Origin of the sequence: Campylobacter sp. CFSAN093260, from assembly GCF_012890095.1 — a bacterium.
GTDB lineage: Bacteria > Campylobacterota > Campylobacteria > Campylobacterales > Campylobacteraceae > Campylobacter_D > Campylobacter_D jejuni.
Genome location: NZ_CP040618.1, coordinates 1,405,757 through 1,419,085, shown reverse-complemented (window position 1 = coordinate 1,419,085; position 13,329 = coordinate 1,405,757). Strand labels below are relative to the sequence as shown.

15 protein-coding genes are annotated in these 13,329 nt (G+C 29.6%); all 15 read left to right on the top strand.

Features of this window, described 5'->3' with window-relative positions; genetic code table 11:
• The 15 genes from bumR (at window position 1) to FBF22_RS07110 (ending at window position 13,256) form a co-directional block, all read left to right on the top strand.
• Window positions 1–681: a butyrate response regulator transcription factor BumR gene (gene bumR, locus FBF22_RS07180; RefSeq protein ID WP_002858876.1), complete on the top strand. Its 681-nt coding sequence runs from the start codon at window positions 1–3 to the stop codon at window positions 679–681.
• 125 nt (window positions 682–806) lie between these two features.
• Entirely contained in the window at window positions 807–2,273 is a 1,467-nt protein-coding gene (gene ccoN, locus FBF22_RS07175) for a cytochrome-c oxidase, cbb3-type subunit I (protein WP_002860335.1), read from the top strand.
• A 12-nt stretch (window positions 2,274–2,285) separates the two neighbouring features.
• The gene (gene ccoO / locus FBF22_RS07170; RefSeq protein WP_002851187.1) at window positions 2,286–2,951 is read left to right on the top strand and encodes a cytochrome-c oxidase, cbb3-type subunit II; all 666 of its coding nucleotides are present in this window, start codon (window positions 2,286–2,288) and stop codon (window positions 2,949–2,951) included.
• A gap of 4 nt (window positions 2,952–2,955) precedes the next feature.
• Window positions 2,956–3,219, top strand: coding sequence for a cytochrome c oxidase, cbb3-type, CcoQ subunit (locus FBF22_RS07165; RefSeq protein ID WP_002804842.1), 264 nt, complete (start codon window positions 2,956–2,958; stop codon window positions 3,217–3,219).
• A complete protein-coding gene (locus FBF22_RS07160; protein WP_002851306.1) occupies window positions 3,219–4,082 on the top strand; it encodes a cbb3-type cytochrome c oxidase N-terminal domain-containing protein in 864 nt (287 codons plus the stop codon). The genes FBF22_RS07165 and FBF22_RS07160 overlap by 1 nt, the downstream gene beginning before the upstream one ends.
• Entirely contained in the window at window positions 4,079–4,300 is a 222-nt protein-coding gene (locus tag FBF22_RS07155; protein WP_079264888.1) for a DUF4006 family protein, read from the top strand. The genes FBF22_RS07160 and FBF22_RS07155 overlap by 4 nt, the downstream gene beginning before the upstream one ends.
• Window positions 4,297–4,398: a hypothetical protein gene (locus tag FBF22_RS07150; protein WP_002858872.1), complete on the top strand. Its 102-nt coding sequence runs from the start codon at window positions 4,297–4,299 to the stop codon at window positions 4,396–4,398. Before FBF22_RS07155 ends, FBF22_RS07150 begins: the two co-directional genes overlap by 4 nt.
• The gene (locus tag FBF22_RS07145; RefSeq protein ID WP_002884777.1) at window positions 4,395–4,997 is read left to right on the top strand and encodes a hypothetical protein; all 603 of its coding nucleotides are present in this window, start codon (window positions 4,395–4,397) and stop codon (window positions 4,995–4,997) included. Before FBF22_RS07150 ends, FBF22_RS07145 begins: the two co-directional genes overlap by 4 nt.
• Entirely contained in the window at window positions 4,984–5,505 is a 522-nt protein-coding gene (locus FBF22_RS07140) for a FixH family protein (RefSeq protein WP_002851150.1), read from the top strand. Before FBF22_RS07145 ends, FBF22_RS07140 begins: the two co-directional genes overlap by 14 nt.
• Entirely contained in the window at window positions 5,502–7,868 is a 2,367-nt protein-coding gene (locus FBF22_RS07135) for a PD-(D/E)XK nuclease family protein (protein WP_002869789.1), read from the top strand. Before FBF22_RS07140 ends, FBF22_RS07135 begins: the two co-directional genes overlap by 4 nt.
• The gene (locus FBF22_RS07130; RefSeq protein ID WP_002884778.1) at window positions 7,865–10,630 is read left to right on the top strand and encodes a RecB-like helicase; all 2,766 of its coding nucleotides are present in this window, start codon (window positions 7,865–7,867) and stop codon (window positions 10,628–10,630) included. Before FBF22_RS07135 ends, FBF22_RS07130 begins: the two co-directional genes overlap by 4 nt.
• Window positions 10,631–10,713: 83 nt before the next feature.
• Complete coding sequence (gene rplM / locus FBF22_RS07125) at window positions 10,714–11,139, top strand: 50S ribosomal protein L13 (RefSeq protein ID WP_002884779.1); 426 nt, start codon at window positions 10,714–10,716, stop codon at window positions 11,137–11,139.
• A gap of 2 nt (window positions 11,140–11,141) precedes the next feature.
• Complete coding sequence (gene rpsI / locus FBF22_RS07120; protein WP_002851459.1) at window positions 11,142–11,531, top strand: 30S ribosomal protein S9; 390 nt, start codon at window positions 11,142–11,144, stop codon at window positions 11,529–11,531.
• A 124-nt stretch (window positions 11,532–11,655) separates the two neighbouring features.
• On the top strand, window positions 11,656–12,615 hold the full coding sequence (cadF, locus tag FBF22_RS07115; protein WP_002858867.1) for a fibronectin-binding outer membrane protein CadF: 960 nt from the start codon (window positions 11,656–11,658) through the stop codon (window positions 12,613–12,615).
• Complete coding sequence (locus FBF22_RS07110) at window positions 12,615–13,256, top strand: HAD family hydrolase (RefSeq protein ID WP_052777740.1); 642 nt, start codon at window positions 12,615–12,617, stop codon at window positions 13,254–13,256. The genes cadF and FBF22_RS07110 overlap by 1 nt, the downstream gene beginning before the upstream one ends.
• The last annotated feature ends 73 nt before the right edge of the window (window positions 13,257–13,329 follow it).

The window sequence follows — 13,329 nt, the reverse complement described above, 5'->3', positions numbered from 1 at the left end:
ATGTCACAAGAATGTAAAGAATTGATAATATTAGTAGTTGAAGATGAGGTTAAGGCTAGAGAATCGATGATTAATATATTAAGCGAACGCTTTAGTAAAGTAATCGGAGCTCAAAATGGAGATGAGGGGCTTAAAAAATTTAAAAAATTTAAGCCAGATTTAGTTATCACAGATATTGCTATGCCTATTATGGATGGACTGGATATGGCAAGAGAGATTAAAGAAATTTCAGATGATGTTCCAATTGTTGTTCTTAGTGCGTATTCAGAGAAAGAGAGACTTTTGCGTTCTATTGATATTGGTATAGATAAATATTTGATTAAACCTGTTGATATAGAAGAGTTGTTTAAAGTTTTAGATTATCTGATAGGTGAAAAAATTGAAGCAAATATGCTTGTAAAAATTTCTGAAGAATATCAATTTAACAAAACTAAACGAACTTTAATTTACAGTGGTGAAGAAATTGTTTTAACTAAAAAAGAATTGGCTTTTATTTCTTTGCTTTTAAAGCAACCTGGGGCTTTGGTTTTGCATGAAGATATTAAGAAAAATGTTTGGATAGGTGAACATGTGAGCGATACTGCTGTTAGAACTTTTATAAAAAGAGTAAGAGATAAAGTGGGTGAAGATTTTATAAAAAATGTGCCAAGTTTAGGTTATAAGATAAATATCAATAAATAAGACTGATTTAACCTTAAAATATAAAGCATAACAAATGATTAACAAAATTGTTGTTTTTAAGAAAAAATGTATAATTAATATTCTATAATATTCTCTTGTTATCAAAAATTTTAAGGAGAAAGTCGATGCATCCAGGTAATGTATTAAATTACGACTATACGGTTACAAGATATTTTATGTTTGCGACCATATTGTTCGGCATTGTTGGTATGGCTATAGGAACTCTTATAGCTTTTCAAATGGCATATCCTAATTTAAACTATTTAGCAGGAGAATATGCCACTTTTTCAAGACTTAGACCACTTCATACTTCGGGTGTGATTTTTGGTTTTATGCTTTCAGGGATTTGGGCAACTTGGTATTATATAGGTCAGCGTGTTCTTAAAGTGAGTATGGCTGAGTCAAGATTTTTAATGGCTGTTGGTAAGCTTCATTTTTGGCTTTATATGCTTACTATGGTTTTAGCTGTTATATCTTTGTTTATGGGTGTGACTACATCTAAAGAATATGCAGAGCTTGAGTGGCCTTTAGATATTCTTGTTGTTCTTGTTTGGGTTTTATGGGGTGTAAGTATTTTTGGACTTATTGGAATTCGCCGTGAAAAAACCCTTTATATTTCTCTATGGTATTATATAGCTACATTTTTAGGTATAGCTATGCTTTATCTTTTTAACAACATGGAAGTACCAACTTATTTTGTTACTGGAATGGGTAAATGGTGGCATAGTGTATCAATGTATGCAGGAACAAATGATGCTTTAGTACAATGGTGGTATGGACATAATGCTGTGGCATTTGTATTTACTGTGGGTATTATTGCTCAAATTTATTACTTCTTGCCAAAAGAAAGTGGTCAGCCGATTTTCTCTTATAAACTCTCTTTATTTGCATTTTGGGGCTTAATGTTTGTTTATCTTTGGGCAGGTGGTCACCATTTGATTTATTCAACTGTACCTGATTGGATGCAAACTATGGGTTCGGTTTTCTCTGTAGTATTGATTTTACCTTCTTGGGGTTCAGCGATTAATATCTTGCTTACTATGAAAGGTGAGTGGAGTCAGCTTCGCGAGAGTCCGTTGATTAAATTTATGATTTTGGCATCAACTTTCTATATGTTCTCAACACTTGAAGGGCCAATTCTTTCAATTAAATCTGTTAATGCTTTAGCACACTTTACAGATTGGATTCCAGGACATGTTCATGATGGAACATTAGGTTGGGTAGGATTTATGACTATGGCTGCGCTTTATCATATGACTCCTAGAGTTTTCAAAAGAGAGCTTTATAGCAAATCTTTAATGGAAGCTCAATTTTGGATCCAAACCACAGGTATAGTTCTTTATTTTGCTTCAATGTGGATTGCGGGTATTACTCAAGGTATGATGTGGAGAGCGACAGATGAGTATGGTAACTTGCTTTATAGCTTTATTGATACTGTTGTGGCTATTGTTCCTTATTATTGGATTAGAGCGATTGGTGGATTGTTGTATCTTATCGGTTTCTTTATGTTTACTTATAATATTTACAAAACAATTGCTTGTGGAAGAGTGCTTGATAAAGAACCAAAAAGCGCTTCGCCTATGGCAGCATAAAAAGGAGAAAATATGTTTAGTTGGTTAGAAAAAAATCCATTCTTTTTTGCTGTAGCTGTTTTTGTAGTGATTGCTTATGCAGGCATAGTTGAAGTTTTACCAAATTTTGCAGAAAATGCAAGACCAATTGAAGGTAAAAAACCTTATACGGTTTTACAACTTGCAGGGCGTGCAGTATATATTAAAGATAGTTGTAATGCTTGTCATTCACAGCTTATTCGTCCATTTAAATCAGAAACAGATCGTTATGGTATGTATTCTGTAAGTGGTGAATTTGCTTATGATAGACCTTTTCTTTGGGGCTCAAAAAGAACAGGACCTGATCTTGCTCGTGTAGGAAATTATAGAACGGCTGATTGGCATGAAAATCATATGTGGGATCCTACTTCTGTTGTTCCAGATTCTATTATGCCTTCATATAAGCATATGTTTAAAAATAATGCAGATATTGAAACTGCTTATGCTGAGGCTTTAACTGTGAAAAAAGTTTTCAATGTTCCTTATGATGCAGAAAATGGAACAAAACTTGGTTCTTGGGAGGATGCACAAGCTGAAGTAAAAGCTGAAGCTCAGGCTATAGTTGATCAAATGAAAAATCAAGAAGTAAAAGATGCTTTTGCTAAAGGTGAAATCAAAGAAATAGTTGCTTTGATCGCTTATTTAAATAGTTTAAAGTAAGATGATGGAACATTTATCAATAGTTTTTGATGTGATTAAAAATTTAATCACATTTGATTTAGCAACAGTTCAAAAACATGAGTGGGAGATTTTCCAAGGTTATGGTTTTTTTGCACTCGTGATGTTTTTGTCAATAGTATTATATGCGTATTTGTATCATTTATATAGAACAGAAAAAAAAGGCGAGAGAAATTATGAAAATTATGCAAACCTTGCCTTAAAAGATGATATTGATGATAGTGTATTAGAAAGTAAAAGGAGTGCTTAATGCAATGGTTAAATTTAGAAGATAATGTTAATCTCTTATCTTTAATTGGAGCTATTCTTATCATTTTAATCACACTGGTTATTGTGGGTAGAATGTTTAAGCAAATGAAAGAAAAAAAAGGCGAGTCAGAGCTTAGTGAACATAGTTGGGATGGAATAGGAGAGTATAAAAATGCTGTTCCTACTGGTTGGGCTGTGGTATTTTTCCTGACTATTGTTTGGGCTATTTGGTATTTTCTATGGGGATATCCTTTAAATTCTTTTTCAAGTATAGGTCAATATAATGAAGAAGTAGCAACTCATAATACAAAATTTGAAGAAAAATTTAAAAATTTATCTCCTGAAGATAAAATAGCAATGGGTCAAAATATCTTTTTAGTTCAGTGTTCGGCTTGTCATGGAATTACAGGAGATGGTATCAATGGTAAAGCTCAAAATTTAAATATTTGGGGTAGTGAAGAAGGTATAATCAATGTAATTAAACATGGTTCAAAAGGTATGAATTTTCCAGGTGGAGAAATGCTTGGTGCTGCTGATTTAGGTGTAGCAGAAGAAGATATCCCTGCTATTGCTGCTTATGTAGCAAAAGATCTTTCAGCTATTAAGAAAACTGCAAATGAAAATTTAGTAGCAAAAGGTAAAGAAGCTTATGCAACTTGTGCAGCATGCCATGGAGAAGATGGAAAAGGTCAAGATGGAATGTTCCCAGATCTTACAAAATACGGTTCTGCAGCTTTTGTAGTAGATGTTTTACATAGTGGTAAGGCTGGTTTTATAGGAACAATGCCGAGTTTTCCAACACTTAATGATATTCAAAAAGAAGCTGTTGGCGAGTATGTAATTTCTCTTTCAAGGGGTGAATGATGGAAAATAATAATAGATGCGTGTTTTCTCTTTCAGGTGTTACAGGTATGTTAATTGCTACGGTTTTGTTGCTTACTATCTTAGCAGTTTTAACTATTTGGGGTCTTAAAGCTCAGCAAGAAGTGATGCAAAAGCCATATAGTCTTAAAGATGTACAAAGTGTAAAGATGTTTGGTTCAAAAGAACAAGATCATAGAAGTATAAAGGAAGCACAATGAGTAAGGCTTTGGAATATTTAATTGTTATTGGTTTAGTTGTTGCTGCTGCAATCACCGCTTGGTCGGTTTTGACCGTAAATCATCTTCATATAGGATGAAAAAAATATTACAAGATGGCTTTTTTTTAGCTATCTTCTTCTTTGTTTTATTGCCTTCTAGGGTTTTTGCTCTTGATGCTGTACTTTTTAATGAAAATATTTTAAGTCAAAAAGTAAGTAACGAGATTAATCTTATAGGAAAAGAGCTTTACCAAAAAAGTAATATTTTTATCGGCGTTATGGTTGGTGATAAAACTGAAATTGAAACTTTATTAAATAAACAAAAAGAACTTCCTCAATCTTATATATTGCTTCTTTTGTCAAAAAATTCTCACAAAGTTGATATAGTGGGCTCAAAAGGTGCTTTAGCTTTGATTGATAAAGAAGCTGTGCTTAGTCCTTATCCTGGAACAGGATCTATTTTGCCGATATTAGCTACAAATAAAGGTGATATTTATAATGCTGCTATACTTAATGGTTATGCAGATATTGTAGATCGTGTGGCAAAATCCTTGGGATTACAATTAGAACATTCTATAGGTAATGCAAATCGTGATACTATCAATATTTTAAGAATACTTATCTATGGATTTATTTGCTTTGCATTGTTATACTATACACAAAGAAGAATAAAGAGGAAAAAAAATGTTAGAAACTAAAAAAAGTTTTTGGCCTTATGGTATTTTGCTTTCACTTTTGGCTATAATTATTGCTTGTATTGTAACGATTTTTATAGCAAGTCACCATCCTGTGTATGAGGATGATTTTTATTTTGACTCTTATCAAAATGTTGAAAATAATTACAATCAAATACAAAAACAACAAGTAAATTTTGATAAATTTTTTAAAGTAAATTTTCAAAATGATAAAATCACTTTTATAGGTAAAAGAAAAATTCCTAGTTATGAAGTGGATCAAAATTCCTATGTTGCAAATTTTAAAATTTCTGCATTACAAAATATAAATTCTAATGATTTAAAAGTTCAAGTTCTTCTTACAAGACCATTCACTAAAAATTTTGATCAAAAGTTAGAAGGACAAGTTAAAAATGGAATTTTAAGTATCGCTTTACCTAAATTAGATAAAGGTAGATGGGAGCTTAAGCTAAAGTTTTATGCAAATCAAGAAACAGTGGGTTTTTTTAGCTACGAATTAAATGCTCAATGAAATTAAGAATTTTTAGCTCTTCAAGGCAAATTAGAGAATATTATAATCAAAAAAAACAGCAAAATGCTTTATTAGATAGTGCTATTCATATAGGTGAATTTTTAGATAAAGTTTGTTTGAGCAATTTTCATAAAGCAAGTTCTTATGAAAGTTTGCTTTTAATGCAAGAAGCTTGTCTAAAAAGTAAGGATTTAGAAAAAAAACTAGGAATTTCGGTAGAATTTTTTGCTTTTTTGAAAAATAACGAATATCTTTTTTCTTTTTTTAAAGAACTGAGTTTGGAAAAAAAAAGCATAGAAGATCTTAAAAACAATGATTATTATGCCACCTATAATGAACATTTGGAAATTTTAGATGAGGTATATAAGAATTATCTTGCTTTGCTTGAAAAGAATTCTTTTTATGATGATCTTTCTTTACCTAAAAATTACACTCTTAATAAAGATTTTTTAGATGAGTATGAAGCTATAGTTTATGATTTGCAAGGTTTTTTAAGTAAATTTGAAGAAAATTTATTAAGTGAAATTTCTCAGATTAAAGAAGTGGTTTTAAGTTTTAAAACGAGTAAATTTAATCTTGAATATCTTTTAAAACTTGATTTTTTAAAAATATTTGATTTAAAAATAAACACTCATTATGAAATCAATCTTTCAAAACAAGAGATCTTAAAAGAAGAAATTTTTAAAACAAAAAATTCAAAAATGAAACTCAAATCTTTTGAATTAAGGGCTTTGCAATGTGCTTTTGTTATGGATGAAATTTCACATTTTGTACGCAAAGGTTTAAAGCCTGAAAATATTGCAGTTATAACTCCAGATGAAAGTTTTTGTGAGTTTTTAAGACTTTTTGATAAAGACAATATGCTTAACTTTGCAAGTGGAATTAGTATTAAAGAGAGTTTGTTTTATCAAAAATTTCAAGCACTTTATGAAAGTGCTAGTAGTGCTTCTTTTATTTATAAAAATCAAGAGGATTATTTTGAAGACACGCAGATGATTTTTGATTATCACAATACGCTTTTACATTCTTTAAAACTTGATTTTATAGAGTTTAAAAAGTATTTTGATGAGAAATGTGATTTTGAATATTTTGAAAAATTACTTGCTTTGTTTTTAGAAAATGAAAAGCAAGAGCTTATTTATTTGATACGAAAAGAACTTTATTTTATTAAAGATTTATTGAAAAATCAGTCTTTAACTCTTAAAGAGTTGATCCATCTTTTTTTCATGCAAATTTCACAACTTTCCCTTAGTGATGTAGGTGGAGGTAAGGTTACGGTAATGGGACTTTTAGAAAGTCGTGGGCTTTGTTTTGATGGAGTGATTTTGGTTGATTTTAATGAAGAATTTATTCCTAAAAGAAGTGTTAATGAGCTTTTTTTAAACAATGAAGTGCGTAAAAAAGCAGGATTGATTAGCTATGATAGAAGAGAAAATTTACAAAGATTTTATTATGAAAGCTTGATGAAGAATGCTTTAGAAGTAAGTATTTGCTTTGTGGAAAATGAAGAAAAAAGCAAATCACGTTTTTTAGATGAACTTGATTTTGACTTTTTTTATGAAACTCATATCCACCAAAAAGCTTATCTTAATGCTTTAAAATTAGACTATGAAGGCATAAAACCTAATCTAACTCCTATAAAAGCTCCTATTTTAAAGCATAATCCTTTCGAGTTTCCGCTTTCTTTTAGTCGTTTTAATTTATTGGAAAATCAAAAAAGAACTTATTATTATCGTTATATTTTAAATTTAGCAGAACCTAGGGTTTTAAGCGAGGAAAGCAAAGCGAAAAATCAAGGAAATTTTATCCATAAAATGCTTGAAATTTATTATAAAAATTATGCAAATAATGATTTTGATATAAAAGTTTTTGCAAATTTATTGGATAAAGAATATCAAAAATACAATATCAGTGAACTTGATCTTGAAGTATTTAAATTAAAATTTATACAATTTGCTAAAAATGAAAAAGAGCATTTTTCAAAAGGCTTTTATGTCGCACATACAGAGCTTGAGTTAAACAATATTTTAAAGCTCGGAACAGATAGTATAAAACTTAAGGGTACTATAGATCGTATCGATAGTTCAAAAGAAGGTAATTTGATTATTGATTATAAAAGTGGAAAAGTGCCAAGTAATTCTTATCAACTTGCTTTTTACCAAGCTTTATATGATGAAAATGCAAGCGTGGGTTTTTATGATTTAAATAGTATGCAAATATTGCATCAAAAAGCCAAAAGTTTAGATGAGCTAAGAGAAAGACTTAAAGATTTAGTTCTTATGAGTAAGGAAGAAATAGAGTTTGAAAATGAACAAGATGAGTATTGTCCTTATAAACTCATTTATAAAAAGGAATTAAAATGAGTCAATTTGAGCCTTTTTTGGCATTAGAAGCGAGTGCAGGAAGCGGAAAAACCTTTGCCCTGAGTGTGCGTTTTGTAGCACTTATTTTAAAAGGAGCTAGGATTAATGAAATTTTAGCTTTGACTTTTACCAAAAAAGCTGCTAATGAAATGCAAAAAAGAATTATTGAGACTTTTTTAAACTTAGAAAAAGAAAATAAAACCAGTGAATGCAATGAACTTTGCAAGCTTTTAGGTAAAGATAAAGAAGAGCTTATTTCTTTAAGAGATGCTAAAAAAGAAGAATTTTTAAGAACAGAGTTAAAAATCAGTACTTTTGATGCTTTTTTCGGAAAAATTTTGCGTGTTTTTGCTTTAAATTTGGGCTTAAGTAGTGATTTTACAATGAGTGAAGAGAGGCTTGATGTAAGAGAGATTTTTTTAAAACTTCTTAAAAAAGATGAATTAAAAGATTTGGCTTATTATATTAATTTAGTTGATGAGAAAGAAAATTTTTTTAACGAGCTTGAAAAATTTTATGAGAATGCTTATTTTCAAAATCGTCCTAAAATTCTAAATCCAACTAAAGCTTATATCAATAAAGCTTATAGTGAGTTAAGAAGTTATTGTTTGGGTCTTACTCATGTAAAAAATTATAAAAATTTGTGTGACAATTTCAAAAGTGAAGTTTTAGATTTATCCGTGTTTATGCAATCAAGTTTTATGACAAAATTTGAAAGTACAAAATATTTACAAGATTTAGAAAGTACTAACTTGCATTTTAGTGCAAAAAGAATGGAGCTTATAAATGCTTTAAATACCTATGCCATAGAGCTTGAAAATTATAAAATTGCTAATTTAATGAATCTTTTAAATCATTATAGTGAAGCTAAAAATATATTTCATAAAGATAAAAATACCTTAAATTTCCAAGATGTGAGTAAAAAAGTTTATGAGTTAATAACCAGTGAATTTAAGGATATGATTTATTTTCGTTTAGATGGTTTTATTTCGCATTTGCTTATTGATGAATTTCAAGATACAAGCGTGATCCAATATCAAATTTTACGCCCTTTGATCGCTGAGCTTGTTTCAGGAGAAGGGGTTAAGAAAAATCGCACTTTTTTTTATGTAGGAGATAAAAAACAAAGTATTTATCGCTTTCGTAAAGGAAAAAAAGAATTATTTGATTTGTTAAAACAAGAATTTAGTCAAATTAAAAGTGATAATTTAAATACTAATTATCGTTCTAAAGAGCTTTTGGTTGATTTTGTTAATGAAACTTTTAAAGAAAAAATCAAAGATTATAAAGAACAATTTGCCTTAGAAAGTAAAAAAGGCGGTTTTGTGCGTATTGTGGAGTCTAAGGAACAAAAGGTTAAAAACCAAGCCCAAGAAATTAAGGAAAAGACTTTAGAAACTTTATTTGAGCAAATTAATTTTTTAAGATCTAAAAATATTTCTTATGATGATATTTGTATTTTGTGTTGGAAAAATAGCGATGCAGATATGGTTTTGGATTTTTTAAGAGAGCAAAATATTCCTGCATTTACTCAAAGCAATGTTTTACTTGAAAATAAAGCAAGTGTAAGACTTGTTTTAGAATATGCTAAATATTGTATTTTTGGTGATGAGTTTTACTTGGTATTTTTAAAGGAACTTTTAGGTTTTGAGCCGAGAAAAATTACCCTTGATTTTTCAAAAAATGCTATGGAAAATGTACTTTTTTTAATAAAAGAATTAAAACTTGATTTAAATGATATCGCTTTAATACAATTTATCGAATATGCTAAAACTAAGGAGAATTTTTTAAAGCTTTTATTTGAGCCTTGTGCTTTGAAAATAGTAAGCGAACAAAATATGGGAATTAGTATTATGAGTGTGCATAAATCTAAGGGTTTGGAATTTGATCATGTGATTTTACTTGATAGTTTATCTAAAAACAATTCAAACAATGAAGATATCATGCTTGAATATGATATCAATCAAGGTTGGCAACTCCATATTAAAGATAAAATTCGAGAGCTTACTAAAGAGCCTATTTATACTCTTTTTAAAGAAAATATTACAAGAGCAAATTATGAAGATGATATTAATAAACTTTATGTGGCTTTTACAAGAGCTAAGGAAAGTTTGATCATCATAAAAAGAAATGAAGAAAGTGTAAATGGAAATTATCCAAGTTATTTTAAGGGGGGATTTTTAAATATACATTCTCAAGAGAGAGGTTTTTTAGAAAGCAAAGAACAAATTTTAGGCGTTAAAAAAGAAAGCATTCAAACTTTGCAAAAATTTGAAAAAATTACCTTGCAAGAAATTCAAAGCGAAGAAAGGCTTGATAGTAAAGAACTATATTTTGGAAATGCTTTTCACTTTTTTATGCAAAATTTAAAACTTCCTAAGGGTGAAAATTTTCAAATACTTACTCAAAGATGCAAGAGTAAATTTAGACATTTTTTAGATGAGAGTGATTTTGAAAAGCTTTTTAAAAGAATTGAAATTTTACTTAAAAATATTCAATTTCAAAATTTGATTGGTGATGGAAAGCTTTTAAAAGAACAAGCTTTGAGTTTTAATGGAGAAATTAAACAATTAGACTTGCTTGCTTTAAAAGATGAAGAAGCTTTTATAATTGATTATAAAACAGGTCTTGCTATGCAAGATAAACATAAAGAGCAGGTAGGAACTTATAAGATCGCCATTAGTGAAATTTTGCAAAAAGATAAAGTGCGTGCTTTTATAGTTTATTGTTTGGAAAATGAAATTCAAATTTTGGAAATATAAACTTTATTTTTACTTAAATTAAGTAAAAATTAATATTATTTTTTATACAATCACATTTTAAATTTTTGGCAAAGGTAAAAATTATGACAAAGATAACAAAGCCAAACGAAGTAAAACGAGAATGGATTGTTTTAGACGCAGAAGGCAAACGCTTTGGTCGTCTTTTAACTGAAGTAGCAACAATTTTGAGAGGTAAAAACAAACCTTGCTTTACTCCAAATGTTGATTGTGGTGATTATGTAATTATCATCAATGCTTCAAAAGCTATATTTACAGGTGCTAATAAAGCAGAAGATAAGCTTTATCATAGACATTCAGGATATTTTGGAAGTGTAAAAAGCGAAAAATTTGGTGATTTACTTGAAAAAAATCCTGCAAAATTATATAAATTAGCAGTTAGAGGTATGCTTCCTAAAACAAATTTGGGCAGAGCTATGCTTAAAAAATTAAAAATCTATGCGGGTAGTGAGCACCCACACACTGCACAAATTGCTAAAGAAGGAAAATAATCATGGCAACAACATACGCAACAGGTAAGAGAAAAACTGCTATCGCAAAGGTATGGGTAAAACCAGGTAGTGGTAAAATTAGTGTTAATGGTGTTGATTTAAACACTTGGCTTGGTGGACACGAGGCGATTAAGCTTAAAGTGGTTCAACCTTTACTTGTGACTAAACAAGAAACTTCAATGGATATTAAAGCAACTACTTTAGGCGGGGGCTATAGTGCTCAAGCTGAAGCTTTAAGACATGGAATTTCAAGAGCTTTAGCAGCTATGGATGCTGATTTTAGAGCCTTATTAAAACCTAAAGGACTTCTTACTAGAGATAGTAGAACTGTTGAGCGTAAAAAATATGGACGCCGCAAAGCAAGAAGAAGCCCACAATTCTCTAAACGTTAATATTTTTGGTGGGATTTTCCCACCTTTCTACAATTTTTTATAAAACTCATCCTTTTTTCTATCATTTATGTTATAATTGCAAAATTTAAATTTTTATTTTATAACACAATGAAAGGTTTTTTCTATGAAAAAAATATTCTTATGTTTAGGTTTGGCAAGTGTTTTATTTGGTGCTGATAACAATGTAAAATTTGAAATCACTCCAACTTTAAACTATAATTACTTTGAAGGTAATTTAGATATGGATAATCGTTATGCACCAGGTGTTAGACTTGGTTATCATTTTGACGATTTTTGGCTTGATCAATTAGAATTTGGGTTAGAGCATTATTCTGATGTTAAATATACAAATACAAATAAAACTACAGATATTACAAGAACTTATTTGAGTGCTATTAAAGGTATTGATGTAGGTGAGAAATTTTATTTCTATGGTTTAGCAGGTGGAGGATATGAGGATTTTTCAAATGCTGCTTATGATAATAAAAGCGGTGGATTTGGACATTATGGCGCGGGTGTAAAATTCCGTCTTAGTGATTCTTTGGCTTTAAGACTTGAAACTAGAGATCAAATTAATTTTAATCATGCAAACCATAATTGGGTTTCAACTTTAGGTATTAGTTTTGGTTTTGGTGGCAAAAAGGAAAAAGCTGTAGAAGAAGTTGCTGATACTCGTCCAGCTCCACAAGCAAAATGTCCTGTTGAACCAAGAGAAGGTGCTTTGTTAGATGAAAATGGTTGCGAAAAAACTATTTCTTTGGAAGGTCATTTTGGTTTTGATAAAACTACTATAAATCCAACTTTTCAAGAAAAAATCAAAGAAATTGCAAAAGTTTTAGATGAAAATGAAAGATATGATACTATTCTTGAAGGACATACAGATAATATTGGTTCAAGAGCTTATAATCAAAAGCTTTCTGAAAGACGTGCTAAAAGTGTTGCTAATGAACTTGAAAAATATGGTGTAGAAAAAAGTCGCATCAAAACAGTAGGTTATGGTCAAGATAATCCTCGCTCAAGCAATGACACTAAAGAAGGTAGAGCGGATAATAGAAGAGTGGATGCTAAATTTATTTTAAGATAATGAATAAAACTATTTTATTTGATTTAGATGGCACTTTAATTGATTCTACTGATGCTATTTTAAATTCTTTCCAAGGAGCTTTTAAAGCCCTTGGATTAACTTCTAAAAATAATGAAGAAATCAAAAATCTCATAGGTTATCCTTTAGAGCAAATGTTTAGAATGCTTTATCCAGATAAAGTAAATTTAAGTAAAGAATTTGTATTAACTTATCGTGAAATTTATACACAAATTTATTTAGAACAAACCACTCTTTTGCCTAAAGCAAAAGAGGCATTAGAACTTGGAAGCGAAATTGCAGATCTTGGTATAGTTACAACAAAAGGTGGTAAATTTACTCCGATTTTACTTGATTATTTGGGAGTTAAAAAATTCTTTAAAACTTTAATTACTCTTGAAGATGTCACAAATCCAAAGCCAAGTTCCGAACCTATAATTTTAGCTTTAAAAAGACTCAATAAAACTCAAGAAAATGCCTATATGATAGGCGATACAATATTAGATATTCAAGCTGCAATTTCTGCTAATATCACTCCTTTAGCCTTAACTTGTGGCTATGGCAATGAAAATGAATTAAAAACCCATTCTATGGTATTTTTAAACGCATATGAGGCTGTTAATTATATAGCTAGATTAAACTAATTTCAAGTTTTCGTTAAACGCCTTTTAAGAGAATTTATAGTAAATTGGTAGCTAAAAAATTATAAAAATTATC

Coding starts and splice junctions, on each gene's coding strand:
- bumR (WP_002858876.1), top strand. CDS start 1: ATGTCACAAGAATGTAAAGAATTGATAATATTAGTAGTTGAAGATGAG.
- ccoN (WP_002860335.1), top strand. CDS start 807: ATGCATCCAGGTAATGTATTAAATTACGACTATACGGTTACAAGATAT.
- ccoO (WP_002851187.1), top strand. CDS start 2,286: ATGTTTAGTTGGTTAGAAAAAAATCCATTCTTTTTTGCTGTAGCTGTT.
- FBF22_RS07165 (WP_002804842.1), top strand. CDS start 2,956: ATGGAACATTTATCAATAGTTTTTGATGTGATTAAAAATTTAATCACA.
- FBF22_RS07160 (WP_002851306.1), top strand. CDS start 3,219: ATGCAATGGTTAAATTTAGAAGATAATGTTAATCTCTTATCTTTAATT.
- FBF22_RS07155 (WP_079264888.1), top strand. CDS start 4,079: ATGATGGAAAATAATAATAGATGCGTGTTTTCTCTTTCAGGTGTTACA.
- FBF22_RS07150 (WP_002858872.1), top strand. CDS start 4,297: ATGAGTAAGGCTTTGGAATATTTAATTGTTATTGGTTTAGTTGTTGCT.
- FBF22_RS07145 (WP_002884777.1), top strand. CDS start 4,395: ATGAAAAAAATATTACAAGATGGCTTTTTTTTAGCTATCTTCTTCTTT.
- FBF22_RS07140 (WP_002851150.1), top strand. CDS start 4,984: ATGTTAGAAACTAAAAAAAGTTTTTGGCCTTATGGTATTTTGCTTTCA.
- FBF22_RS07135 (WP_002869789.1), top strand. CDS start 5,502: ATGAAATTAAGAATTTTTAGCTCTTCAAGGCAAATTAGAGAATATTAT.
- FBF22_RS07130 (WP_002884778.1), top strand. CDS start 7,865: ATGAGTCAATTTGAGCCTTTTTTGGCATTAGAAGCGAGTGCAGGAAGC.
- rplM (WP_002884779.1), top strand. CDS start 10,714: ATGACAAAGATAACAAAGCCAAACGAAGTAAAACGAGAATGGATTGTT.
- rpsI (WP_002851459.1), top strand. CDS start 11,142: ATGGCAACAACATACGCAACAGGTAAGAGAAAAACTGCTATCGCAAAG.
- cadF (WP_002858867.1), top strand. CDS start 11,656: ATGAAAAAAATATTCTTATGTTTAGGTTTGGCAAGTGTTTTATTTGGT.
- FBF22_RS07110 (WP_052777740.1), top strand. CDS start 12,615: ATGAATAAAACTATTTTATTTGATTTAGATGGCACTTTAATTGATTCT.